This window comes from Methanooceanicella nereidis, assembly GCF_021023085.1.
GTDB lineage: Archaea > Halobacteriota > Methanocellia > Methanocellales > Methanocellaceae > Methanooceanicella > Methanooceanicella nereidis.
In genome coordinates, this window is record NZ_PGCK01000005.1 from 194703 (window position 1) to 219190 (window position 24488).

Sequence of the window (24488 nt, forward strand, 5' to 3'; positions counted from 1 at the left end):
TATGCAAGTTATTTAAATTGATGTCCAATTTTATTCATCTCTATTTGGCTAGAAGGATAGTTTTCAAAAAACCATACCATGAAGGAAGTTACATCCATTTTATCTTTTAACAAGGAATATCTCTTGGAGTTCCACTGTTGTTTAATATTAGATGTTTGGGCCAATTCTACTGCCTTGTCAATCGCTTCTTGTGGATTGCTAAGATTAAATATAAGACCATATTTTTGTTCTAATTCTATAAAATTATTCATATCATTTGCACCAACAAAAGTGTTGGACCTTATTGCTGGAGTTCCCAGTACTGCTGCCTCGGTTGTCATGGTCTGTGAATCGCCAACAATAAAATTAGCATAGTATAGCAGATCATGCATTTTTGATGGCGATACTTTTACACGATATTGATCTAATTGATCCGGTAATTTAGACTCAGAGGTGATAAATACTTTAGTATAGTTACTAAGTTCATTGACAAGCTGGATCTTATTCTCAAGATTTAGGCCTTTCTGCCCTAAATCATGTCCTGCTTTCCATGCTACGAAACGTACTATGACAAATTTATCATCCTTAGTAAGGTTTAACTCATCTAGGACCGCCGGGTTCGGAGTGAAACGGTTCGGATGTAAATAGGCCAGCTCTTTATATCCGTTAAATCTAACCTGTTTATATCCTAGATCCTTACTGAAATTTGATGGAGTCAAAATGGCATCACAAAACGGATAAGTGATCTTAGCGGTAGAGTTAACGACTTCAGAGTCGTTAAAAATTATCGCCTTCTTGCCCAGTAGTCTTGAAGCATGGGCAACGCATGGATTAAGCATTCCTGTTAAAATATCAGGCTTAAATTTACGTGCAATACGGAATACATCATAATCGCGTATTATCCATTCCTTAAGTAAACCACCAGTAGATGTTCCTTGTTTACTTATGACAACATGCTTAATATTATATTCCATTAGAAGGTCTACAGCAACGTCTTTTACTCGTGCGGTAACAAGTACTTCATGACCATCTTTTTCCATTGTCTTTATAGTATTTTTAAAGAAGTGGACATGAGCCGGATGCCCAATATCAATAAGTAATTTAATAAACGTCACCACCAAGGGGTTCCTTATTCAGAATCTATTAATACTCCTATCCGCCTGCATATCGAATAGCATCGCGAACATCAAAAACTGTAGCCCAATTAGAGTGATGAATACTGCAAGTAATGGGAAGTTAGGCGAAACATAGTTATGTAATATCTTTTCTGCTAGGATACACATACAAAACAATAACCCGAAAGGCACCATGATCATACTCGCTGCATAAAATAATACGAGAGGATTAAAATCCAGCAAGATATACTTGGTCTTAAGCCTCCACAAAAATCCCTTAAACAACATTGGAGAGACTTTTCTGATATACCTGCTGTATTTGATCTTCGATTTCTCGCGCCCGTACCGTGATGGCATAGGAATATCAAGTGTCCTCATTCCGAATGCATTTAGCTTAACTAGAATGTCATTACAATATCCGTAGTAGGTATATACGGCATCTATATCCAGCGCTTCCAGTGCCTGTTTTGATATTACTGTATACCCATTCTGTGGATCGGTAACGCTCCAATATCCGCTGGCGATCTTTGTCAGCATTGTAAGGATAAAATTCCCGAAAGACCTCCACTTGCTCATTCCTTTCCTGAAATCTTTGCTGATAAGCCTGTTACCTTTAGTATAATCTGCTCTACCCTCAATGATCGGAATAAGCAAACGCGGCAACTGCTCCGGGTCCATCTGGTTATCCCCGGCCATAACGGCTACCATGTCCATTTCATCTTCTAGAGCACGCTTATAACCATTAATAATAGCAGCTCCGACACCCTTGTTCACTTCGTGCCTTATCTTTACGAGCCTGGGATCAGTCATCTTTGCCACTATCTCAGGCATCCTATCGGTGCTGCAGTCATCGATAAGATATATTTTATCAACATATTCAGGAATACTATTAATTGTCTCTTCTATCAACAACTCTTCATTATAAGCCGGCACGACAACACCGATCTTATAAAGATTAAATAGCCCAAATATCTGGTCATCCGTATGGATCGTCTTTACCTTCAAGCCGCTATTGATCGATAATATCGAGAGCTTATCAATGATATTTCCCTGCTCAAAGTTCAATACACCAAGGTCGATCTTATCTAAGCTTTTACTTGAGAAGGCTACAAAGCCGTTATTTTTACTCCTGGGCTTCTTGTTATTCAAATAAAGAATGGTCTCGTTTACCATTGAATATCGTTCGCCTGACGAAGAGGAAATAGCAATATCATAGCCGCTATTCAGGTGCTCAAAAAGCTCGGGTATACTTTCAGGGTCGTGAGAACCATCGCCATACAATGCGACAAAAACGTCCGCGTTGCTTTCCGATATGATCCGTTTGTACGCAGATGCATATCCATGCTTCATCGGATCTACTATCTCGGCACCAAGACTTGACGATATACGTACTACGCGATCATCATAGTTTTCTAGTATAACATAGACCTTATCGACATAGTTTTTCGTCGCAGCGATCACGCTGCCGATGGTAAGATAGTTCAACCTGTGATAAATGATACCAATGCTCCTCACAGGTTTTTCTGTGCCTGCCGTCACGGTATCGCGTCCCTGAATGTCCAAGACCATATTACCTTATTCTCCGGTTTTATACTACTACTTTGATGTCATGCTTTTCGCGCAGGTTCGGTGTGTAGCTGCCAAGTAATTTCACGACATTCCTGCACCGGTAAGATTCTACGGATGCCATCGCCACTTCCAGCGCATGCCTGCCGTCCTCGCCAGTTGCAAGCAAATCACATTTTCCTTTGCATGCATCAGTAAAGTTCTGTAACTCATTCATCAGAGGCTCTTTCTTTTCGACCTTAGCCTCTTTTATCCATTCTTTATCGTGTATGACAACTTTCTGCTCCATGTAGTCGCCATAGCCCACTCCTTCAGTGCCGATTACAGTGAAATTCCGGGTCTTATGAGGAGTGAGCCAGTTAGTTTCCACGACTCCGGCCTTATCACCGTCAAACCTCAATATCATTGAAGCATGATCCTCGAAAGAGTGAATTTCCTTCCCTGCTATCGTATAGACCTCAGAGACGTATGAGTCATAGAGATAAGATATAATGTCAATGTCATGCACTCCGATATCCAGGATGACGCCTACATCCCTTATCCTCGGATTATACGGGCCGACACGCCTGGTCGATATCGAGACTATCTTTCCAAGCTCGCCGCTCATGATAAGCTCCTTCATCTTCATGACCGCCGGGTTAAAACGCTCGATATGCCCGACCATGAGCTTCAAGTCCTGCTTTTTCGCGGCGTCGATTATCTGATCTGCACTCTCGATGTTATTCGCTATCGGCTTTTCCACAAGAAGGTTCGTGCCTGCTGCAATAACATCCAGGGCGACACTTTTATGCAGCGTGGTCGGGACCACTATGCTTACTGCATCCATACCCGTTTTCAGCATTTCCTTATAGTCAGTAAATCCCTGAGTATTATACTGCCTTGAAAGTTCCTCTACCCTTTTTTTGTCCACATCGGCAATGCCGGCAAGCTCTACACCCGGTAGCTGGCTGTAGGCGCGAATATGGTTCTGCCCCATTGCGCCAGCTCCTATTACACCTACTTTCAACATTTATACCCCAAACTTTACTTCTATAGGCGTTTTTACATTTTAACGTTATTAGCGTTTTAACCTTTCAGAGATGAAATCAATATCTTCAGCCGTTACCGATGGATGGACCGGAAGAGATATCACTTCTTTCGAGATCTTTTCAGCGACAGGATGAGTCTCGTCATATCCAAGCTCCTTATAGAACGGCTGCTGGTGAATCGGCAGAGGATAATATATTCCCGTACCTATGCCCGCATCGTTGAGCATCTTAATGACATCGTCCCTCGACATGCCGTATTCCTCAGTGACACGTATGGTATACTGGTGGAACACATGTTTGCATCCTGGCATCGCCGAAGGCATTATAATGCCGCTGACATCCTTTAACTTCTCGTTCAACAGCTTCGCGTTCGCCATTCTCTTCTCGTTGAACACGTCAATCTTCTTTAGCTGCGCCAGGCCGATAGCCGCCCCTATGTCGGTCATCCTCAAGTTAAAGCCCAGCATCTCATGATAATATCGCACTTTCGAGCCATGGGATTTCGCCATCCTCGCTTTCTCTGCGAACTTCCCGTCATTGGCAGTAATAATGCCGCCTTCGCTCGTGGTCATGTTCTTCGTGGGATAGAAACTAAAGCATCCCACATCATAAGAACCGGCCATCTTGCCATTTTGCGTTGCGCCGTGAGCCTGGCATGCGTCTTCGATGACCGCCAGATCATGATCCTCCGCGATATCCATTATGGCTTTCATGTCGGCTACATGGCCATACAGGTCGACAGGAATGATCGCCTTCGTATTCTTTGTGATCTTATTTTTGATGCTCTCTGGATCGATATTGAACGTATTCTCTTCGATGTCCGCGAACACCGGTTTAGCTCCGGTGAACAATACGCTGTTTGATGTCGCGATAAATGTGAAAGGAGTGGTGATGACCTCATCGCCTTTGCCTATCCCTTTTGCAAGAAGCGCGACATGAAGCGCAGCAGTGCCCGAATTGACAGCTATGGCATGCTCGACGCCAACGTACTTCGCGAACTCTTCCTCGAACTCCTTGACTTTCGGTCCTTCAGCTATCGTGCCAGACCTCATGACGTTCATAACGCCGTTTATCTCTTCCTCGCCGATCAATGGTTTAGCGATAGGTATCATCATAATCATATCCTGTTTAAATTTCTCAGCTCTTCAGGCATGTCGATAATTTTTGCCGGGAATCCAAGTGCCAGTTTCCATGCAGGCACGTCCTTAGTGACAAGAGCGCCGGCCGCAATCATGGCGCCTTCACCGATCTCTACACCTGGCAATATCGTACAGTTGGCACCTAAAGATGCTCCTTTTCTCAACACCGGGCCTTTCAGGTCATACTTTACCCTTATCGGATACTTATCATTAGTTAATACGGAACATGGGCCCAGGAAAACATTGTCTTCTATTATAGTGTTAGTGGGAATGTAGACGTTACTTTGAATGCTGACGTTATTTCCTATCGTCGTAGTGCCGTCGATCACCACGTTCGTGCCAATGAGCACATTATCGCCTACGTTCGTCATCTCCCTGACCAGGATATTATGCCCGGTCCGAAGATAATTACCGATCTTTACGTCACAATATATGGTCGAATTAGGGCGGATGACCGCGTTATCGCCAATCTTTACCCCGTCAAAAGACCCTTCCTCAAAACTTAGGCCATTTGATAAAAGCTCATTCAGTATCTTTCCGCTCGGATAGCCTAAAGTGACATTCTCAAGGATGGTACAATTATTACCGATGACGTTTTTACCATATAGTTTACACGATTCGTGTATCCTTTGATTACTTGATGATCTTAAAAATTGAGATTCAAGCAATTAAATATCCCCCGACAAAAAAATTAGCCAGATAAGAACATGGCTTTCTCATTAACCTTTTTATAAAGGCTGGGGAGTGAATTAAAGTAGACGTTTTTAAAATTTTTTGAAGACTGATAGTACTAAGATTTCCATCATCCCTACCAACACCAACTCTCACGTCCTCTTATCCCCCAAAGTGTTACTTATTACTAGATAAGTATGTTTATATCATTTTCGGTTTATACAAGGCAAGTTATTCATAACATTTATTAAAAATATCAAGCCTCGATCCCACACGATTCTGCTTCACCCGCATTAACCTCTGCATAAAGCGAGCTAAGCCTCTGGATCAAAGACTCCAGCACAGGCTTGATATTCTCCCTCTCCGCCGGGTCCGCCACACTAACTCTCGTAGCCAGCTTATCAAGGTCGCGGTCGATCTTCTTCAGGTACCTCTTAAGCTCTTTATCCGGAGCGTTCTTAACATCCCCATCCGAATACGACTCCACCAAGCCCTTCACATCATCGGCAAGCTTCAATACCTCCGCATCCCTCTTCAGCGACCTCAGATAGGAAAGAGCTTCATTCTTATCCATTTTCCTGGCACAGATTGCATCATACGCCGGCCTCTGCAATTCCGCAGGAAGCCTCGCAATGTCCTCGATGATATTGACATTCATGACATAGGGCGGTTCCCTGACATCATCACACGACAATGTATTCTGAATACACTTCGCAGACTCAATATCGCTCACAAAAAGCTCCTGAACCTCTTTCGTAAGACGTTTCGCCAGCCCTACCTTCGCGGCTACATAGTGGGGAGTCTTACCTATGATCTCCGCGATCTCATTATACTGATAATCAAAAGACTCTTTCAGGGTGACAAAAGCATGGCCAAGCTCAATATCGTTGATATCCTCACGCTGAATGTTAGCGATGATCTGCTTAAACCTGGCATCCGCCTCAGTCTCATCGACAGCGACAATGACATCCTTACCGACAATAAGCTCTGAGATACCGAGATCCTTCAAAGCCTCAAGCCTTCGCGCACCGTCGATGACTTCATAGCCGTTGCCGGACCTGCAGACTAAAATAGGCTGCAAAAGGCCCACGTCAGAGATAGTGGCCGTTAAGTTGGTGCATTTCGAAAAAGTTTTTCTGATATGATCCTCGCTCTGGCGCACGCTATCTATAGAAATAGTTTCAAAAACAGGCTTAGCTGGCTTTGTTCTACCACCCATTAATTTTACCCCCCGGATACAAACCAAATAATCGCTTGGTAAGTATAAAGAAAATATGTGGTAATAAACTTAAATGTTTCTATAATAACGAAATATTATAGATAATTAAATACAAAAAAATGTAATTAACTAACTTGTTGCATAACAAAATAATTAAACACATTTTAAAATACGTTGTACCTGTCGGATGGCAGGCAGGCACGTAACCTCACAGAACCACAGAAACACAAATTTTTTTATATGATTTTTTAAGGGCTCTAAATCACAAAAAATTACTCACGAAATTCCCTAAGGCTCCAGTATCACTGTCAACGCTCTAACAGCTCGAATGCTCGGCTTAACGCACTAACCTTCTCTAAGTCACCAACGCTAAAACAAGGCCCGAATACTCTCCAAGGGCACGAAAGTTTAATAACTCGGTTTGTGTTGCGCCTTTTTGATATTGTTATGTCCGGTATTCTTTAATCGTGTAAACGTCAACAGTGCCGTTAAACTTTAGTGTTTTTGAGAGTGTTCGGGCCTTGTTTTAGCGTTGGTGACTTAGAGAAATTAGTGCGTTGAGCCGGGCGTTTGAGGTGTTTGTGCGTTGACGGTGATACTAGAGCCTTTGTGATTTGGTGAGTAAACTCTTTGAGATTTTCGTGCTCTTAAAAAATCATATAAAAAAATTTGTGTTTCCGTGTCTCTGTGAAATTACGTGCCTACCTGCCATCCGACAGGCACAACCTAAAATAAGATCCCATAAAAATACGGAAGGACATAATAAATCAACATCGATTTTTACCATTGTAGTAAGAGAGAACATCGCATACAAGTTCAATATTTTAATACAGGTTCATGCTCTCGGGGTTATAGCCACATTTTTACCCTTCCACACAGAGGATAACTTCCCCGTAAAAATAAACTCCTTGAGCTCATCCGGCCTGTACAGCCTGCACTGGTACGCAAATATCCCCAAGATAAGCAACCCCACAACCTCAGGCACGAACGTATCCATATTAGTAAATAAATTCTGCAATAGATACATCACATAATTACCATATTCATGCTTCGGGAACTCCCATCCAAAAAGCGGCCAGAACAGCGTCTCCGGATGCAACCACAGATAATCCTCCGCAATATGAAAGATCGCCCCCAGTGCCAGAAACTGAAAGCCCAGTCCCTTCCCAAACCTGTTAGCAATAATACCGATCCCAACAAGCACAGCGATAAACAACAGAGTATGGCAAAATATCCGCCCATTACCAAAAACGTCAAAGAACAAAAAATTCCCTATGGGCTTATCGATGATATCAGGCAGCATAGAACCTATCAAAACAAAACGAAAATCCACGTCCTCCTTCAAGAACATGAATATCAAGAAAACGATAGCCAGAGTAAGGCCTATATGCCCGAACAATAACATCTTAAATCACTCAGGGATCTATCTCTCTAATACTTTCTCCCCTTTCTTAATCTCGCCCTTAGCTAAAACGCCCGGCCCGATAGCAGCACCAGCGCCAACAACAGTACCAACATTGATCAGGCTCCCGATGCCCGTATGAACATCGTCGCCCATGATACATCCAAGCTTCCTGCGGCCGCTATCAACCTTTTCACCCTTCACGATAACAGGGATGTTCTTCTCATCAAGCCTCAAGTTAGCGATTTTCGTACCCGCGCCAAAATTACATCTCGACCCTATGACGCTGTCACCCACATAGCTCAGATGCCCTATCTTCGTACCATCCATTATAACAGAGTTCTTGATCTCCACAGCGTTGCCTATATGCACGTCATTGCCTATACTGGTCGATGCCCTTATGAAACAGTTCGGGCCAATATCACAATTCTCACCGATAACCACAGGACCAACAATATACGCGCCGTTCCGTATCAGCGTACCTTTTCCGACGGAGACCTCGCCCTTCAAAGTAGCGTTCGGCTCGACCTCGCCCTCGATAGAGCCTTTCATTTTCTTCAAGGCCAGCTCATTAGCCGTCAAAAGCTCCCACGGCCTGCCGACATCCAGCCACTGCTCATCCATGACCTCAAAGCCAACACGCTTACCATCATCAATAAGCATCTGCAAAGAATCAGTGATCTCGATCTCTCCCCTGGGAGAAAGCTTAGTATTCTTTATAGCATCAAAAATCGAAGCGTTAAAAAGATAAACGCCCGCGTTCGCAAGGTTCGTCGGAGGCTCCGGAGATTTCTCAACGATGCGTATAACGCTGCCGCCATCACGCTCTATCACGCCGTATGACCTCGGGTCCGCGACCTCCTTAACGGTAATGATAGCGTCCTCGTCCCTGCAAATGACCTTTTTAATATGAGAAGAAGTGACCATGACGTCGCCGTTCAGCGCGATGAACTTACCCTTCACCGCCTTAGCAGCCATCCCGAAAGCGTGGCCGGTACCCATCTGCTTTTCCTGGACAATATAATCAATATGAACGCCAAACTTAGAGCCGTCGCCAAAATAGTTTGTAATAGACTCTTTCTTATAGCCCGTGATAAGTACAACATCCCTGATGCCGGATTTCTTTACCTCATTAATGATGTGCTCCAGCATCGGCCTGTTCGCTATGGGCAACATCACCTTCGGGCGGTTCTCGGTCAGGGGCCGCATCCGCGTGCCCTCGCCGGCGGCCAGTATCACTGCCTGCATGGATCAATACACCTTTTAACAATAGATTCCGCTCTGGCATAAAGGCTTTCCGCCCTCTCGGAGTTCTCAGCCTCGGCAGTGATGCGGATCTTGGGTTCAGTGCCCGAAGGCCGTACGAGCACCCATCCGCCATCATAATCAGCCCTGATACCGTCCAAAGTGTTTATGGATGCGGGCTTTGTAAGGTCTATCTCAGCTTTAATGCCGCCCATAATAGACGCCTTATCAAGGCCGTGCGCGAACTTAATGCCTCCGCGCTTAAGCGGATATCTCGGCAGCGACACAATAGCTTCAGAAAGCTTCCCGTTCTTACTCACAAGCTCGACAAGTTTCGCAGCCGCATAGATCCCATCGGGACAGTACGATATCCTGGGGAATATCCATGTGCCGCTCGTCTCCCCTCCAAAGTCGGCCCCCATACGCCTCACCTCTTCAGAGACAAAAGCATCGCCAATGCGAGTCTTGTAGATCCTTGCCTCCGGCGCGGACCTTTCGACCATCATCGACGCGTCCACCGGACAGACCAGAGAGCTCTTGACCTCGAACCGGCTAAAATACGCCAGAAGCTCGTCGCCCGTGACAAACTTGCCCCTATCGTCCACGGCCATCATCCGGTCCGCGTCGCCGTCATGGGCTATGCCCAGGTCGGCGCCTGAAGCTTTCACAGCCTCTTTCAGGACATGCAGGTTCTCTTCGATGGGCTCCGGGTCCCTCGCCGGGAAAAATCCGTCCGGCTGTGCATTCAAAGCGATGACCTTGCATCCCATCTCCCTGAGCACATAGGGCGATATTGTCGAGCCCGCTCCGCAGCCGCAGTCGACGACGACCTTAAGAGAGCATTTTTCGACATCCTTCAAAATAGCGTCAATATGATCAAAGATAGCGTCATGCCTGGTGACCTCATATCCGGTAGACCTCCAGCTCACGCCTTTTATATCGCTGTATATCAGGCTCTCCAGCTCCTCCTGCTGCTTAAGGCTGAACGCCATGCCGTCAGGGTTCCAGAACTTAAGGCCGTTATACTCAGACGGGTTATGCGACGCAGTGACCATTACGCCGCAGTCATAGTTTCTTGCAGAATAAGCTAACGTAGGCGTCGACACAAGGCCAATGCGCGTCACCCTGCTGCCCGAAGCCTGCAGGCCGGCGGCCAGCGCGTTCTCTATCATCTGGCTTGAAGTACGCGGGTCATGGCCAATGACGACGCTCTTATGCGTCAGGCCCAGCGCTTTCCCCGCCTTCAATGCCAGGTCAGGGGTCATAAGCTCATTGACGACTCCCCGTATGCCTGATGAACCGAATAATACCATTTTTAGTTACTCCACCGTGACCGACTTTGCCAGATTCCTCGGCTTATCTATCGGGCAGCCCCTGAACCTCGCCACATAATAGGCGAACAGCTGTAAGGCTATAGATGAAAGCACCGGCGAGGCATACTCACCCGCGTCCGGGATCTTAATGACCAGGTCGACGAACTGGCTTATCTTATTATCGCACTCGCTCGCGATAGCGATGACCGAGGCGTCCCTGGCCTTGATCTCCTTAATGTTGCTGACCATCTTATCGTATGTCGGGCACCTCGTAGCGATGGCTACGACCGGTATGTTCGTGGTCAGCAGTGCCAGCGGGCCGTGCTTCAGCTCTCCCGCCGCGAATCCCTCGGAATAGATATAGGATATTTCCTTAAGCTTAAGCGCACCCTCGAGGGCGGCCGGGAAGTTCAAGTTCCTGCCGACGAAGAAGAAAGACGGGGCGTTTACGAACATCCTTGCGATATTCGCGATATACTCCTCCTTTTCCAGGACGAGCTTTGACTTCTGCGACAGGGACTTCATCTCGGATATGATGCTCCTGGCATCCTCCGGGCTAATATTGCCCCTTGCCCTGCCCAGGTAAAGGGCGATCATATAAATGACGGCTATCTGCCCGGTAAACGTCTTGGTGGCAGCGACGCCGATCTCCGGCCCGGTGCGCATGTAAATGGTGCTGTCGGCTTCGCGCGATATCGTACTACCGACCACGTTAGTGATAGCTATGACATTAGATCCCTTCTTTCTCGCGTCCTTTATCGCGGCTACGGTATCCGCTGTCTCCCCGGACTGCGATATGGCAATGATGAGCGTTTCAGGGCCGACCCTATTCGAGGAGTACCTGAACTCGGAGCCTATCTCCACAGAGACCGGGATATCGGTGACCGATTCGATCGCGTATTTACCCATCATGCCGGCGTGATACGAAGTGCCGCATGCTATGATTATCACGCGCTTCAGGCTGCCTATTTCAGCCCTCGTGAGGGTCATCTCTTTTAGCTCTACATCTCCCGTGAACTCATTCAGCCTGCCGGACATGACATCCTTAAGAGATTTAGGCTGCTCGTGGATCTCCTTGAGCATGAAATGGTCGTAGCCGCATTTTTCCGCGGCCTCAATATCCCACTCGACCAGCGTGACCTCCCTCATTACAGGATTGTCTAAAAAGTCGGTTATACTGACGCCATTATTCGTGAGCACCGCCATGTCGCCGTCGTGCAGGAATATTGCGTTCCTCGTGTGCTTAACGAAGGCCGTAACATCAGATGCCAGATAATAGTTATTCTCGCCAAGTCCGATGACCATCGGGCTGTCCTTCCTGGCGGCGAAAATCTTATCGGGCTCATCCCTGTTCACTACGGCTATCGCATACGAGCCCTCTACTTCGCTGATAGCCTCCCTCAGGGCTAATTTAGTATCGCCAACATAATGCTCTTCTATAAGATGTGCCAGGACCTCGGTGTCAGTCTCCGAGACGAACCTGTGGCCCCGGGATATAAGCATATTCTTTAGTTCCTGATAATTCTCGATTATGCCGTTATGGACGACGGCTATCTTACCTGTGCAGTCCGTGTGAGGATGGGCGTTAATGTCCGACGGGCTGCCGTGAGTGGCCCATCTTGTATGTCCTATGCCCGTCCTTGAAAAGATCTTGGACGACATCTTATCCTTAAGCCTGAATATCCTGCCCTTTGATTTAATGACATTAAGCTCCCCGGAGCTCACCAGCGCGACTCCCGCTGAATCATATCCCCTGTATTCCAGCCGTTCGAGTGAGTCGATCAAAGCCTCAGCAGCGTTATTTGTGCCTATGCATCCTACTATTCCGCAAATGTTCTTACCCCCCAAACTTTACAGTATTCTAGTATTGTCCGGTACATTGGCCAGGACCGTCGCTCCCGAGCCGACCCTGCTTCTCGCCCCTATAACGTTACCGGGCCTTACTATCACGCGGCCTTTTATGTCAGCGTCGTCGCCTACTATCGCTCCTATATTGGCTGGAACAAGTCTCTCGTCCACTGCTATCTTCGTGTTATCCGATTCGGCGATGAATGCCGGACCGACACACGTCCCCTCCCCTAATATAGATCTTGAAATATAGCTGAATGACGAGACTTTAACGTTGTTCATCAATATGCTGTTGGATATCCTTGTGAACGGCTCTATTGTGCAGTTACTTCCGATGGAAGTGCTCGGCAATATGACCGAGTTAGGCCCTATGTCGCAGTTATCCCCTATACATACTGGGCCTACGATGTACGAGCCTGCCATTATCAGAGAGTTCTCCCCGATCCCCACAGGCCCTACGATACGCGCTCCTTCTTCCACATGTCCCTTGACCCTGAGCTTTCTTTCCCTGAGCACCGCAGTGTTCATGTCTATAAGGTCTCCCGGGTATAGCGCGTCAAGCCACGTCGCTGTTGAAGGCACCGCCTTCACCGGGTACTCCTCGAATATCATCTTCTTGATGGCATCGGTGATCTCATACTCTCCCCTCTCCGAGATCTCCATGAACTCAAGAAATTCGAATATCCTCGGGGAAAAACGATACACTCCCGCGTTGACAGTGTTGCCGACGTCCTCCCCCTTCGGCTTCTCTTCGATGCTCTTTACAAGGCCGTTCTGTGTTTTCACGACGCCGTACTTTTGTGCGTTTTCCACGTTCACCGTGAGCATAGCGGCGTCCCCTACCCTGTGGCGCATTATCTCCTTAATTGCCGAGGAATCTATGATCGTGTCGCCGTTGATGACTAAAAAGTGGTCCTTAAGAAAATGTGATGACTGCCTCAGCGCATGCGCCGTGCCTAATTGCTGCAGCTGCTCGACGTAGGTGATGTTGACTCCCCAGTCATGGCCGTCCCCAAAATAGTCCATGATCTTTTCGCGCTTGTACCCGACGACCATGATGATGTCGACTATGCCGCTCTCCTGCAGCGCATTTATCACATATTCGAGAATGGGCTTGTTGCCCACCGGTATCATCACTTTTGGCCTTGTGGCCGTAAAAGGTTTAAGCCTGCTCCCTTCGCCTGCAGCTAAAATGACTGCTTTCATTTATAATGAATTCGACCGTAAAAGGTCGATATTCTACCCCCCGCTAAAACTGTATAAGCATTTATGAGTATTTTAATTTTATTGTCGTTAAATTATTAAACGGTTATTAGTTTTCGTTTTTTCACGATATTTTTTGATAATATGGTATATCTCCTGATTAGAGAATATTCCATATTAAGATGGTAAACATTTGAATATCGCTGTGCTTTGGTATTATGTTTTCATGGTTTAAAAAATTTTTTATTAAACTATAACTATGCAAGTAATAGATATACAATTATTAATCTAATTAGTCGAAAATGGACAGGGCAAAATAAGCCAAAAAAATAATTTGAGATTTATTCTTATAGTATAATGAGGGTATTGTTAGGTAAGCCATTTTGTGGGGATATTCGTTGTGCCTGTCGGATGGCAGGTAGGCACGTAACCTCACAGAACCACAGAAACACAAAATTTTTTTAACGATTTTTTAAGGGCACGAAAACCCTAAGAATTTACTCACCAAACCACAAAAGGCTCTAGTATCACCGTCAACGCACAAACACCTCAAACGCCCGGCTCAACGCACTAACTTCTCTAAGTCACCAACGCTAAAACAAGGCCCGAACACTCTCAAAAACACTAAAGTTTAACGGCACTGTTGACGTTTACACGATTAAAGAATACCAGACATAACAATATCAAAAAGGCGCAACACAAACCGAGTTATTAAACTTTCGTGCCCTTGGAGAGTATTCGGGCCTTGTTTTAGCGTTGGTGACTTAGAGAAGGTTAGTGCGTTAAGCCGAGCATTCGAGCTGTTAGAGCGTTGACAGTGATACTGGAGCCTTAGGGAATTTCGTGAGTAATTTTTTGTGATTTAGAGCCCTTAAAAAATCATATAAAAAAATTTGTGTTTCTGTGGTTCTGTGAGGTTACGTGCCTGCCTGCCATCCGACAGGCACAACCATAAAAACATCACTCTCAAAAGCAGAAAAATTTAAACCATACTCTTATATACGGGCAGTAATATGCTCTTAAGGCAAGGAGAGATAAGAAAAAGAACGGGTTATAACCATTTCGATATGGTATTAATTCCCTATTTCTTTCCTTGGAATGTATTTATAGACCAAAATCATTATATGCTTCAAGGACTTTTAGATGCAACATCTATTGCAGAATAACAATCACGAGGTAATTATCATGGGAAGATTTCCAGAGGCAGAGGCAAGGATCCTTAACGTACAAATATGCAGAAAGTGCAACGCACGCAATGCCATCCGCGCTACCAGATGCAGGAAGTGCGGCTACGAGGGTCTAAGGCCGAAGAAGAAAGAGTTAAAGGCATAATCCTTTTTCTGTACAGGCATGCGCGATGTGCGTGCCTGGGCAATATTTTATAAAAATTTTTTAATTACGGGAACAGCCCGGGCTTTTTTATAAGTATATTCATTGGCTTTTACATCAGAGTTCTGTATTTTATCGATCCCTACGCATAAAAAGCTCAAAGATGAAGAGTGACAGTTATCTTTTAACCACAAAGGGCACAATGTCCACTAAGTTGTTAACCACTAAGCGCACAAAGGCGAACAAGGAACACAAAGGACTATTTTAGAAAAAGCATATACTTTAAAAAAAATTTGTGTGTTCCCTGTTCGCCTTCGTGCGCTTAGTGGTTAAAAAAATCAGTGTACGTTCAAGCCCTTAATGTATCCAGCTGCATGATATCAGTTATGAATTTATTAATCATTCAAACAAAATGATCCTGCGATCAATGAATAGATCACTGAACATACAAATTACATAAGATCAGGGACATTTTCCCCGTATAACGTGATCATTATAAAATCAGGTATAGATGCCGGCGTAAAAGTATTTTTTAATATACAGGATCAGGATCCTACTATGATATTATCTGAACTGCCCTTGTCCTTCAGTATCTTCTTCAGGCTGTTCTTATCATACTTCTGGTCTAAAGCGAATTGTACGAGCTGTGCATAAGCGTCCTTTATCGTAAGGTTATGATCAATAGCGAATTTCTTAACGTTCTTATGCAAGTCTTCTGGAACTTCAACTTTTGGCATATCGGACTCATAGTATGTTATATCAAATGATATATAAGTTATCGTATTAGCGGCACGAAAATAATATTATAAAATCAAAAGATGCCGGCGCATATCAGTTATTACTTTTATCCGGATCCATCTTTTCACCAAAGATCGTGAAAAGATCTTCAGTGTCGTTAATATCTTTCAGGTCTTCGCGCATTATCAGGAGAGTATTACCAATCTGCTTCGGATGGCGCATCCCGTCGACTATGAATAAAGAGTATGTGCCTGCAACGCTCGCAAGGCTTGACATGAACTTCGCCTTTTTAAGCATGACCTCGGTATAGTCGCTTACGCCCGTGAGCATCTTGTTATAGTCGTCCCTTGACAGCGCGTTGAACGGCGCCCTGGTAGTATGGTACACTTCAAAGCCGATGTTCATGAGAGCGCTCAGCGCGTCCCTTTCCAGAGGGTTCGCCTTCCTGAGGTCGTTCGGCTGGTTCTGTTCCTGCCGGGCCTTATCGAGGGTTATCAGTATGTTAATGGGCCTTGCGATAGGAGAGTCCAGTATCTCCTCAAGGCGCAGCGCTATCTCTATAGTGGCGTTCATGCCGCTCTCATATTTGCTTATGGTGCGCCTTGAAACTCCGAGCTGCTTGGACATGTCGCCCAGTGAGATGCCCTTCACCTCGCGGATCGCCTTAAGCGTGTCGCCGTCTATCTCGACGTAGAGCCCTCCGGGAGCGGCGTAAACCAGCGGCGGGACTTCCTCGACAAAGAAATCGTGAAGCGTCTCGATGTTAATGCAAGGTATGCCGTATCTCAGGTATACGGCGCCGCTTTCAAGCGGATGGTCGTTGGTATGCTCGCCAATTATTATCGGGGAGCCGCTGAAAAGCACGGCTAGCCTGCGCATCTCCAGAGAAGTTTCTTCGCCCAGTCCTTCAATGTTGGACAGCACCTTGATAAGTAGAAACGTTTTTCCCCTGCGAGCCCCCAGATCAAAGCTCCTGGGCCTTATATCGCACTTCTCGGAGAGTATGAATTCTGCCTTCTGTAGAAGACTTATCACCCTATCCAGCAGTGTTTCTCGAGTCATGTCCGAAAGAGATTTATTTAACTGTTTACTGTATTTTTTCTAATATTAAAACATTGTGTTATCATGTTATACGTAGGATTGGACGACACCGACTCGAAACTCGGGATGTGTACCACGTACCTTGCCGCGATACTCGCGGAAAGGCTGGGAAGGTTCGGGATCGAGGAAAAGCTGCTGATCAGGCTGAACCCGAACATCAAGTATAAGACAAGGGGTAACGCCGCCCTCTGTATCGTCTTAAGGGACGAGGATCATATCGACGAGGTCGAGAGGATAGTCGTCGACGCAGTAGTAGAGTTCGCCAGGATGGAGGACGAGAACACTAACCCGGGCATAGTCATCCACAGAGGCGAGATCCCGGATGAGGTAAGGGATTATGCTTTGCGCGTCGTCAGGGACATCGTCGAGATAGACGAAGCCGTGAGCCTCGCGAAGAAGTACGGCATGAGGGTCCACCAGTTCAAGATAGGGCGCGGCGTGATAGGAGCCCTGGCCTCCATCGGCCTTGACCTTTATGACCATACCTATGAGCTTATCGCTTACAGGATGCCGGAGAATTGCGGAGTGCCAAGATATCTGGACAGGGATTCGGTATACGCCATGGACAGCGCTACTTATCCCGATACGTGGGATAACGTCGACCTGCACAATAAGGTGATCGTATTCTCCCCCCACACGCCTGATCCAGTACTCTACGGCATAAGAGGCAATAGCCCGGAAGTGCTCCTGAAAGCCCAGCTAATGCTGAAGACCGAGCCTGTCGAGCGCTCCATCATATTCAAGACCAACCAGGGCACGGACATGCATCTCATTAAAGCCGGCATAGCCGATGCCAGGAATAACCGCTCTTACATATTGAAAGGGCGCGTATCGACAGTACCATATGACATCAGGGGAGGACATGTCTTCTTTGAGATAGAGGATGAAGGCGCTGTTATAAAATGCGCCGCGTTCGAGCCTACAAAGAATTTCAGGGACATTGTGAGGAAACTTGTACCGGGAGATATCGTAAGGGTCTTTGGAAGCGTCAAGGATGATACTGTCAACCTTGAGAAATTAGAGATCATAGAGCTGGCGGAGAGCTTTAAGAAAATGGCGCCTGTGTGCGATGTTTGCGGCCGCAGGATGGAGTCCGCCGGAGCAGGGCAGGGATACAGGTGCAGAAAATGTAAGACAAAGGCCGTTGCCCCGATCTATGAAAAAGTCGAGCGTGATCTTGAGCTTGGTTTGTATGAGGTGCCTCCGACGGCGAGAAGACACCTGGCGAAGCAGATCATCAGGATAGAAGATCCGTGGTGCAAAATGCATCCAAGCCGATGATCACCACTATTTTTTATGAAACTGTGACTTTGATGTATATGATTGATTTTTCACCACAAAGGGCGTAAAGGTTCACTAAACTGCTAACCACGAAATCTTTGATGAGCGGGTTCTTGCTCAGGTTTTAAGAATGAAAGAACGTGTCGTACCTACCCGGTCTTTGAGATGATGTTTTTTGGTTGTGCCTGTCGGATGGCAGGTAGGCACGTAACCTCACAGAAACACGGAAACACAAATTTTTTTATATGATATTTTAAGAGCTCCAAGACACTAAAATCTCATTCACTAAATCACAAAGGGCTCCAGTATCACCGTCAATGCTCTAATATCCCTAACGCTCGGCTCAACGCACCAACCTCTCTAATTCACCAACGCTAAAACAAGACCCCGAACATTCTCCAAACCACGAAAGTTTAACTGCACGGTTGACGTTTACTATCGATATAATCCTTGATGGGATCAGGGGTACACAAACCGGGATATTAGACTTTAGTGGCTTGGAGAATGTTCGGGTCTTGTTTTAGCGTTAGTGACTTAGAGCGCTTCGAGCATTAAACCGGGCATTTGAGACTTTAGCGCGTTGACGGTGATACTAGAGCCTTCGTGATTTCGTGAGCATTTTTTGTGATTTAGAGACCTTAAAAAATCATATAAAATTTTTTGTGGTTCCGTGTTTCTGTGAGGTTACGTGCCTACCTGCCATCCGACAGGCACAACGCCAGAACTCAATCACAGAACAGATGTAATATGTCCATTTTAACTGAGACCATCTAAAAGTTTTTCATGGGAGCGCACAAAGGCGAACAAGAAACACAAAGGACTTTTTAAAAGATTATCATATACTTAAAAATTTTTTGTGTTCCTTGTTCGCCTTTGTGCGCTTAGTGGTTAACAAATTAGTGTACCTTCGAGCCCTTAGAGCGCTTCGTGGTAAAAACTAATAGCAAAAATCAAATAAAAACAAGAAATGTAAATGCTTTCGCATTTACGTCCTATTTACTGTGAGCCGTTCACGAGCACTGCGAGGAGCTCTCTGTCAATGAGAAGCCCGTCAAGCTTGTTCTCCGCAGTGATCACAGGCACCTGCTCGATCCTGTTGCGCTTCATCTTCTTAGCGCAGTCGGACACTGCAGTCTTATGGAACGCGGTGATGACATCCTTCACCATCACGGACTTAACGGGGACGTCAGGCAGCGAAATACGGGAGACACCATAGTAAAGGCTCATCGTATCCCTCATGCTTTCCCAGGTCCACTTATCCTCGTCAGAGCCCGCGGACATGTCGGACTTTTCGACCGAGTCCTCGATCCTGCTAAGGTTAATGATGTCGGTGATGCTGATTATGCCCGTAAGCTCTCTCTTAGTGTTAAGCACTGGTAGAGCGTCGTGCTTCGAGAGCCTGATGATCTCGCTCACGACCGGCACAGGGGTCTCTTCCCAGACAGCTACTACTCCGTCCCTGATGAAATCCTTGATCGGCCTTCCGATATCCATCTGGCCGATAGCGCCGACGATATCACTAACGGTGACAATGCCGACAAGTTTTTGCCTCACTACGACGGGCAGCCTTCTCAGTCCGGTCTTCATAAGGATCTTGGCTGCCTCGGAGAGAGGTTCCTCAGGAGTTATAGTGATAGGGTTCCTGGTCATAAGGAGCGCGATCTGTTCTTCCTCGGGATGTTTTAAGAGGTCTATACGGGTCACGATACCTAATAATGTGCCTTCCTTTACGACCGGTACTGCTGATATCCTTTCTTTTTGCATAAGCTCAAGCACCTCGTCCCTCGTGCCCGGGATCTCGATGCTCTTAACGCTCTTGATCATAATATCGTCGACTGTCAGTGCTTGTTTCATAACATCCCTCTGGTTAATTAATTACCGTTCTAAAGTTGAGTTATTATATAAATACTTATTTACTAGTTTCACTTACTTCGCTCTTTATGACCATGACAGGACATGGAGCGATCCGGACTACCTTCTCAGCCACGCTGCCCAGTAATAGCCTGTCGATACCGCTCTTGCCGAGGGTTCCCAGCACGATGAGGTCAACGTCATTATCGCGGGAGAACTTACAGATCTCCAGCGCAGGGTTGCCCTCGAGCACGTGCGACTCGATGTCTATGTCGACGCCTGCCATTTCCTTTACCAGCCTGACTGCCTCCTCCCCTTCTTCCTTTAACAGCTGGTACATGTTCTCCCAGGTTACGTCCATGGGTATGGAGGTGAACGTTACAGTATCGACCACATAGACCGCATACACTTTTGATTTATGGATCCGGGCGATGGCCAGGCCTTTCTCGACAGCTTTCTGCGTTCTCTTCGACCCGTCGGTCGCTATCAGGATCTTGTTGAATATTTCTGACATATTATACCTCCATGGATAGAATAGATTATATCGTCCGGCCTCCCTCGCCTGACGATCGAGCTTAAGATGTTCCTGGACCCTCTCAGGTTATCAGAATCCCTGTCAAAGACCAGGATATCAGCGTCCTTCCCGGCTTCAATAGAGCCTGTCGTCTTTTCACGCCCCATTATCTTCGCGCCGTTAATTGTCGCCATTTTAAGTGTATATGCGTCGTCATGTAAAAATGCTTTTGATACCCATTCCATCTCTGAGAATACATTCGGGGAGTTCAGCATGACATTATCGGTCCCGATCGCCATGCTCACCCCGGCTTCGGCCATTTTCTTCAGCGGAGGCATACCCACACCAGTGATCATGTTTGACCTGGGGCAGACGATGACAGGTATGTTTTGTTCCGATACCCTTTTTATATCTGCTCCTATTGCCTGCGTCATATGGACTAAGAAGTCAGGCATGATATCTATCGCAGTATCCACGTCGCTTCTATTTAATTCACCTGCATGTATTCCTACGGTTTTTCCGAGCTTTTTCGCCTTTTCAACGGTAGAGTACAGGGTTTCGCGGGGGATGTCATTCGCTCCGCTTATGCCTACGCCGTCGCTCACTTTCAGTACGTCGTCTATCGTATCGGTCAGTGTCGCCCTGCCCAGTATGAAAGCCCTCGGGCCGGCGAGTTCCCTTAAAAGCCTGACGCCTTCGACGCCGTTCTCCCTGAAATCGATGAAGTTCCATGTGCCCGTGCGTTCCATGTCCCTGAGCGTCGATCTTATGCCGTCGGCGATGTCCTCCCTGGACGCCGATGCCAGTATCTTATGCTTAAGCCCGTCCGGCGGGGCCACCAGGTCCACCAGCGGCATATATGGCAGGTCCTTTGCCAGAGAGTCGCCTACATGGGAATGAGAGTTAATGAAAGCCGGACAGATCACCCCGGAGATCCCTCCTTCGTGTCTCTCGAAACACACTTCCTTGATCTTCCCGTCCCTTATGACGAGATAACCTTCCCGGACCTCCGGATCGTCGCCGTAAAACATTGTACCGGAAACGATATATTCATTAAGCATGGTAAGACTTAATAAGTGGTCATGCTAAATATATGATTTGGAGGACGCAAAAATGAAGAAGGAATCTAGCGGTTTAATGTCATCGGCAGGTCTCATGAGGTACTTCGAGGCCGAAGAGTCAGCCATCAAGATAGACCCCAAGACGGTGGTCATCGTTAGCCTCATTCTCGGGGCAGCAGTCATATTCATGAATTATACGTACGGACACCTCTGGTAAATCCGTTTTTTATTTTTCCGGCTCTTTATTATTAGTTTCATCAAGGCAACATGCTTATTGCTATCTGAATTCAGTTGCCTTCACAGCCTTACTTTTTCCGGCTTCCCGCCTTCCTTCCCCCTCTGAGGCTCCTCTCTCGGCGGGGACTCTATGACAGTTTTTCTCTCCTCGGGAGGCACGAATTGTATAGGCTCGCCCCCGGGTTTCCTCACTTTTTTAGGCATGGGCATCATTAAAACCTGTGGATCAGAAAATATAAGGATTAGCGACAGTTATTCTGGCATGAGTCTCAAAATTTGTGAAAAAATGCATTTTTTTATAGCAGTATCTTCCGATAAGTTTACGTTAATGAAACATGCTTAGTTTTCTAGATGTCGCTCCAGGATTATAAGTCGTTCGAACATGTAGACGCCGAACATGAGATAGTCTTCATCGGAAGGTCAAACGTGGGAAAGTCCACGCTGATGAGGGAATTGTTAGGCGCGAAGGTCAGGGTGGGAAAGCGCCCGGGCGTAACGCAGAAGCCCAACTTTTACGAGTATAAGGACCTTCTTATCACGGATATGCCCGGCTACGGCTATATGAAAGGCGTCGAGCATGCGAAGCAGGAGCGCATCAAAGACCTTATAGTGAAATATTTTGAGGATCATGCGAGCCGCATCGTGTGCGCGGTGCAGGTCATTGACGCAAAGTCTTTTGCCGATATCGTCGACAGGTGGGACGGCAGGGGCGAGATACCCATAGACATCGAGCTCAACGAGTTCCTGCACGACCTGAACATAGACGTGATCATTGCCGCTAATAAGATAGACAAGATAGACCCCAAGGACATGGATACGGTCCTTGACGACGTCGTCGAGAGGCTGAAGATGTATCCGCCGTGGTCGGGGTGGCTGGACAGGCTGGCGCCGATCACCGCAAAAAAAGGTGACGTGGACCACCTGAGATATCTCCTGAAGAACAGGCTTCGCGCCATAAAAAGGGAAGACCTCGTAGGCTGCTTTTAAGGAACTGTGCGGCCATATTTTCACAGATCTTATAAACTGGAAGATCGTTTCGACTGATGGGCCGGTCATTGTGACCGGGTACACAAAGGCAACCGGGGAACACGAACCGTCAACCACTAAGCGCACGAAGGCGAACAAGGACCACAAATATTTTTTTTATAATATTATAACTTTCTAAAAACGACTTTTGTGTTCCTTGTTCGCCTTAGTGCGCTTAGTGGTTAAAAAATTTTGTACTTTAGAGTCCTTTGTGGTGAAAACAAATACCCCCCTTTTTCAAGCAAAAAATTACAGGAGGCTCAACTTTTTTAAGTTAAAGCGCTATAATCATAATAAGTACTTCGAGGTTGAAGGGATGAGCATCAAAGCGAGGAAAACGCTGGGTACACCCTATGCGAATGGGGCTAAGCTATTATTTTTAGGTGCGGGAGAGCTAGGCAAGGAGACGATGATCGAGGCGCAGAGAATGGGCATCGAGATCGTCGCCGTGGACAGGTACGCGAATTCTCCGGGAATGCAGGTCGCCCACAAGTCTTATGTCACGAACATGAAAAGCGAGAGGGCGCTGCTCGCGATCGTGGAGCGAGAAAAGCCTGACGCTATCATACCGGAGATAGAGGCTATCAACACTGACACTTTGTTCAAGCTAGAGAAAGAAGGCTTCTTTGTAGCGCCGTGCGCGAAGGCCGTATGGACCGCGATGCACAGGGAAAGGCTCAGGGAGGCCATAGCGTCCGCGGGAGTGAAGACGTCTAAATACGAGTATGCCACAGACCTGAAGAGCTTTAAGGCGGCGTGCGAGAAGATCGGGTATCCGTGCGTGTCAAAGCCCATCATGTCATCAAGCGGAAAGGGCTCGTATTTCTTAAAGAGCTCTAAGGACGTGGACATAGCTTTCAAGGAGGCGGCCAAGGCAAGGGGCGCGTCCGACAAAATAATAGTCGAGGAGTTTATCGACTTCGATATTGAGATAACGGCACTTTCCGTGCATTACCGCGACGACGACGGAAAGGAGAAAAGCAAGTTCGTAAAGCCGCTCGGGCACTATCAGATAAGCGGCGACTATCACTCTTCATGGCATCCGTGGATAGAGGAGACTGAAGAGAACGCGAAGATGATCAAGAAGATAGAGAAGGACATTTACGACTGCGCAGAACGCATCATGAACAAGCTTGGCGGTTTCGGCTTATTCGCCCATGAGATGTTCATCGACCTGAAGAACGGGAAGGTCTATGCCAATGAGACGGCGTGCAGGCCGCATGACACAGGGCTTGTCACCCTTGCGTCGATGCCGCTGGGGTATTCGGAATTCGCGCTGCATGCGAAAGCGGTCCTCGGCCTGCCCATAAAATGGGACAGCAGGGTCATAGATCCTCGCGCAAAGGCGGCGTCGCACGTGATATTATCCCATACCGAGGGATGGTACCCGCAGTACAAGGTTGCGGGCGCATATGACGCTGACACTAACATTTTACTATTCGGAAAGCCTGAGACCTATGACGAGAGAAGGCTCGGTGTAGTGCTTTCGTGCGCCGGAACGGTAGATGAGGCGTGCCGCAAGGCCCAGAACAGCGCCCATAAGGTCCAGGTCTCGGCCAATGATAAATGGGCAGACCAGGAAATTACCGAAAAGCACTATTAGTAGAAGCGCTGTCATAGA

General features: G+C 46.7%; 22 protein-coding genes. 5 read left to right on the forward strand and 17 right to left on the reverse strand.

Going from position 1 to position 24488, the window contains the following annotated elements:
* Nucleotides 1-8: 8 nt before the first annotated feature.
* The 11 genes from CUJ83_RS07875 to glmU (CUJ83_RS07925) all read right to left on the reverse strand — a co-directional run bounded on the left by CUJ83_RS07875 (nt 9) and on the right by glmU (CUJ83_RS07925) (nt 13732).
* Entirely contained in the window at nt 9-1097 is a 1089-nt protein-coding gene (locus CUJ83_RS07875) for a DUF354 domain-containing protein (protein ID WP_230741785.1), read from the reverse strand.
* Between the two features lie 15 nt (nt 1098-1112).
* Nucleotides 1113-2663 (reverse strand): glycosyltransferase family 2 protein, encoded by a 1551-nt coding sequence (locus CUJ83_RS07880; protein WP_230741747.1) that lies wholly within the window; start codon nt 2661-2663, stop codon nt 1113-1115.
* Nucleotides 2664-2682: 19 nt separating this feature from the next.
* Nucleotides 2683-3669, reverse strand: a complete 987-nt coding sequence (locus CUJ83_RS07885) for a UDP-N-acetylglucosamine 3-dehydrogenase (RefSeq protein ID WP_230741748.1) — start codon at nt 3667-3669, stop codon at nt 2683-2685.
* A gap of 48 nt (nt 3670-3717) precedes the next feature.
* Nucleotides 3718-4800: a DegT/DnrJ/EryC1/StrS family aminotransferase gene (locus tag CUJ83_RS07890; protein ID WP_369423955.1), complete on the reverse strand. Its 1083-nt coding sequence runs from the start codon at nt 4798-4800 to the stop codon at nt 3718-3720.
* A gap of 5 nt (nt 4801-4805) precedes the next feature.
* Entirely contained in the window at nt 4806-5495 is a 690-nt protein-coding gene (locus tag CUJ83_RS07895) for an acyltransferase (RefSeq protein ID WP_230741750.1), read from the reverse strand.
* A gap of 260 nt (nt 5496-5755) precedes the next feature.
* The gene (locus CUJ83_RS07900) at nt 5756-6718 is read right to left on the reverse strand and encodes a ParB/RepB/Spo0J family partition protein (protein ID WP_230741751.1); all 963 of its coding nucleotides are present in this window, start codon (nt 6716-6718) and stop codon (nt 5756-5758) included.
* 835 nt (nt 6719-7553) lie between these two features.
* Nucleotides 7554-8123 carry a metal-dependent hydrolase gene (locus CUJ83_RS07905; RefSeq protein WP_230741752.1) on the reverse strand — a complete coding sequence of 190 codons (570 nt, stop codon included), beginning with the start codon at nt 8121-8123 and terminating at the stop codon, nt 7554-7556.
* Nucleotides 8124-8141: 18 nt separating this feature from the next.
* Nucleotides 8142-9368, reverse strand: coding sequence for a bifunctional sugar-1-phosphate nucleotidylyltransferase/acetyltransferase (gene glmU, locus CUJ83_RS07910; RefSeq protein ID WP_230741753.1), 1227 nt, complete (start codon nt 9366-9368; stop codon nt 8142-8144).
* On the reverse strand, nt 9356-10678 hold the full coding sequence (glmM, locus tag CUJ83_RS07915; RefSeq protein ID WP_230741754.1) for a phosphoglucosamine mutase: 1323 nt from the start codon (nt 10676-10678) through the stop codon (nt 9356-9358). Before glmM ends, glmU (CUJ83_RS07910) begins: the two co-directional genes overlap by 13 nt.
* Before the next feature lie 6 nt (nt 10679-10684).
* A complete protein-coding gene (gene glmS, locus CUJ83_RS07920) occupies nt 10685-12511 on the reverse strand; it encodes a glutamine--fructose-6-phosphate transaminase (isomerizing) (RefSeq protein ID WP_369423957.1) in 1827 nt (608 codons plus the stop codon).
* Between the two features lie 18 nt (nt 12512-12529).
* The gene (glmU, locus tag CUJ83_RS07925; protein WP_230741756.1) at nt 12530-13732 is read right to left on the reverse strand and encodes a bifunctional sugar-1-phosphate nucleotidylyltransferase/acetyltransferase; all 1203 of its coding nucleotides are present in this window, start codon (nt 13730-13732) and stop codon (nt 12530-12532) included.
* 1182 nt (nt 13733-14914) lie between these two features.
* Between glmU (CUJ83_RS07925) and CUJ83_RS07930 the strand changes: the two genes are divergently transcribed.
* Nucleotides 14915-15061, forward strand: a complete 147-nt coding sequence (locus tag CUJ83_RS07930) for a 50S ribosomal protein L40e (protein WP_230741757.1) — start codon at nt 14915-14917, stop codon at nt 15059-15061.
* Nucleotides 15062-15603: 542 nt separating this feature from the next.
* Here CUJ83_RS07930 and CUJ83_RS07935 read toward each other — a convergent pair.
* Together CUJ83_RS07935 and CUJ83_RS07940 are read right to left on the reverse strand one after the other, a co-directional pair.
* Nucleotides 15604-15795: a hypothetical protein gene (locus tag CUJ83_RS07935; RefSeq protein ID WP_230741758.1), complete on the reverse strand. Its 192-nt coding sequence runs from the start codon at nt 15793-15795 to the stop codon at nt 15604-15606.
* Nucleotides 15796-15889: 94 nt separating this feature from the next.
* Entirely contained in the window at nt 15890-16858 is a 969-nt protein-coding gene (locus CUJ83_RS07940) for a transcriptional regulator (RefSeq protein WP_230741759.1), read from the reverse strand.
* A 63-nt stretch (nt 16859-16921) separates the two neighbouring features.
* Here CUJ83_RS07940 and CUJ83_RS07945 point away from each other — a divergent pair, with 63 nt between their 5' ends.
* Nucleotides 16922-18178 carry a tRNA(Ile)(2)-agmatinylcytidine synthase gene (locus CUJ83_RS07945; protein WP_230741760.1) on the forward strand — a complete coding sequence of 419 codons (1257 nt, stop codon included), beginning with the start codon at nt 16922-16924 and terminating at the stop codon, nt 18176-18178.
* A 996-nt stretch (nt 18179-19174) separates the two neighbouring features.
* Here the strand turns inward: CUJ83_RS07945 and CUJ83_RS07950 are convergent.
* The 3 genes from CUJ83_RS07950 to CUJ83_RS07960 are packed head-to-tail and all read right to left on the reverse strand — an operon-like array spanning nt 19175 to nt 21604.
* A complete protein-coding gene (locus CUJ83_RS07950) occupies nt 19175-20032 on the reverse strand; it encodes a CBS domain-containing protein (protein WP_230741761.1) in 858 nt (285 codons plus the stop codon).
* Nucleotides 20033-20087: 55 nt separating this feature from the next.
* Nucleotides 20088-20543: a universal stress protein gene (locus CUJ83_RS07955; RefSeq protein WP_230741762.1), complete on the reverse strand. Its 456-nt coding sequence runs from the start codon at nt 20541-20543 to the stop codon at nt 20088-20090.
* Nucleotides 20516-21604, reverse strand: a complete 1089-nt coding sequence (locus CUJ83_RS07960; protein WP_230741763.1) for an amidohydrolase family protein — start codon at nt 21602-21604, stop codon at nt 20516-20518. Before CUJ83_RS07960 ends, CUJ83_RS07955 begins: the two co-directional genes overlap by 28 nt.
* A gap of 52 nt (nt 21605-21656) precedes the next feature.
* On the opposite strand from CUJ83_RS07960, the gene CUJ83_RS07965 reads away from it, so the two are divergent.
* On the forward strand, nt 21657-21821 hold the full coding sequence (locus CUJ83_RS07965) for a preprotein translocase subunit Sec61beta (protein WP_230741764.1): 165 nt from the start codon (nt 21657-21659) through the stop codon (nt 21819-21821).
* A gap of 80 nt (nt 21822-21901) precedes the next feature.
* On the opposite strand, the gene CUJ83_RS07970 is transcribed toward CUJ83_RS07965, so the two are convergent.
* Nucleotides 21902-22054: a hypothetical protein gene (locus CUJ83_RS07970; protein WP_230741765.1), complete on the reverse strand. Its 153-nt coding sequence runs from the start codon at nt 22052-22054 to the stop codon at nt 21902-21904.
* A 138-nt stretch (nt 22055-22192) separates the two neighbouring features.
* On the opposite strand from CUJ83_RS07970, the gene engB reads away from it, so the two are divergent.
* Both engB and purT read left to right on the forward strand, forming a co-directional pair.
* Nucleotides 22193-22828, forward strand: coding sequence for a GTP-binding protein EngB (gene engB, locus CUJ83_RS07975; RefSeq protein ID WP_230741766.1), 636 nt, complete (start codon nt 22193-22195; stop codon nt 22826-22828).
* 355 nt (nt 22829-23183) lie between these two features.
* Entirely contained in the window at nt 23184-24470 is a 1287-nt protein-coding gene (gene purT / locus CUJ83_RS07980) for a formate-dependent phosphoribosylglycinamide formyltransferase (protein WP_230741767.1), read from the forward strand.
* Nucleotides 24471-24488 lie beyond the last annotated feature (18 nt).

Excerpts from the sequence above, each read along its gene's own strand:
- CUJ83_RS07880 (WP_230741747.1), bottom strand. The coding sequence starts at position 2,663 with ATGGTCTTGGACATTCAGGGACGCGATACCGTGACGGCAGGCACAGAA.
- CUJ83_RS07885 (WP_230741748.1), bottom strand. The coding sequence starts at position 3,669 with ATGTTGAAAGTAGGTGTAATAGGAGCTGGCGCAATGGGGCAGAACCAT.
- CUJ83_RS07890 (WP_369423955.1), bottom strand. The coding sequence starts at position 4,800 with ATGATACCTATCGCTAAACCATTGATCGGCGAGGAAGAGATAAACGGC.
- CUJ83_RS07900 (WP_230741751.1), bottom strand. The coding sequence starts at position 6,718 with ATGGGTGGTAGAACAAAGCCAGCTAAGCCTGTTTTTGAAACTATTTCT.
- CUJ83_RS07905 (WP_230741752.1), bottom strand. The coding sequence starts at position 8,123 with ATGTTATTGTTCGGGCATATAGGCCTTACTCTGGCTATCGTTTTCTTG.
- glmU (WP_230741753.1), bottom strand. The coding sequence starts at position 9,368 with ATGCAGGCAGTGATACTGGCCGCCGGCGAGGGCACGCGGATGCGGCCC.
- glmM (WP_230741754.1), bottom strand. The coding sequence starts at position 10,678 with ATGGTATTATTCGGTTCATCAGGCATACGGGGAGTCGTCAATGAGCTT.
- glmU (WP_230741756.1), bottom strand. The coding sequence starts at position 13,732 with ATGAAAGCAGTCATTTTAGCTGCAGGCGAAGGGAGCAGGCTTAAACCT.
- CUJ83_RS07930 (WP_230741757.1), top strand. The coding sequence starts at position 14,915 with ATGGGAAGATTTCCAGAGGCAGAGGCAAGGATCCTTAACGTACAAATA.
- CUJ83_RS07935 (WP_230741758.1), bottom strand. The coding sequence starts at position 15,795 with ATGCCAAAAGTTGAAGTTCCAGAAGACTTGCATAAGAACGTTAAGAAA.
- CUJ83_RS07940 (WP_230741759.1), bottom strand. The coding sequence starts at position 16,858 with ATGACTCGAGAAACACTGCTGGATAGGGTGATAAGTCTTCTACAGAAG.
- CUJ83_RS07945 (WP_230741760.1), top strand. The coding sequence starts at position 16,922 with ATGTTATACGTAGGATTGGACGACACCGACTCGAAACTCGGGATGTGT.
- CUJ83_RS07950 (WP_230741761.1), bottom strand. The coding sequence starts at position 20,032 with ATGAAACAAGCACTGACAGTCGACGATATTATGATCAAGAGCGTTAAG.
- CUJ83_RS07955 (WP_230741762.1), bottom strand. The coding sequence starts at position 20,543 with ATGTCAGAAATATTCAACAAGATCCTGATAGCGACCGACGGGTCGAAG.
- CUJ83_RS07960 (WP_230741763.1), bottom strand. The coding sequence starts at position 21,604 with ATGCTTAATGAATATATCGTTTCCGGTACAATGTTTTACGGCGACGAT.
- CUJ83_RS07965 (WP_230741764.1), top strand. The coding sequence starts at position 21,657 with ATGAAGAAGGAATCTAGCGGTTTAATGTCATCGGCAGGTCTCATGAGG.
- CUJ83_RS07970 (WP_230741765.1), bottom strand. The coding sequence starts at position 22,054 with ATGATGCCCATGCCTAAAAAAGTGAGGAAACCCGGGGGCGAGCCTATA.
- engB (WP_230741766.1), top strand. The coding sequence starts at position 22,193 with ATGTCGCTCCAGGATTATAAGTCGTTCGAACATGTAGACGCCGAACAT.
- purT (WP_230741767.1), top strand. The coding sequence starts at position 23,184 with ATGAGCATCAAAGCGAGGAAAACGCTGGGTACACCCTATGCGAATGGG.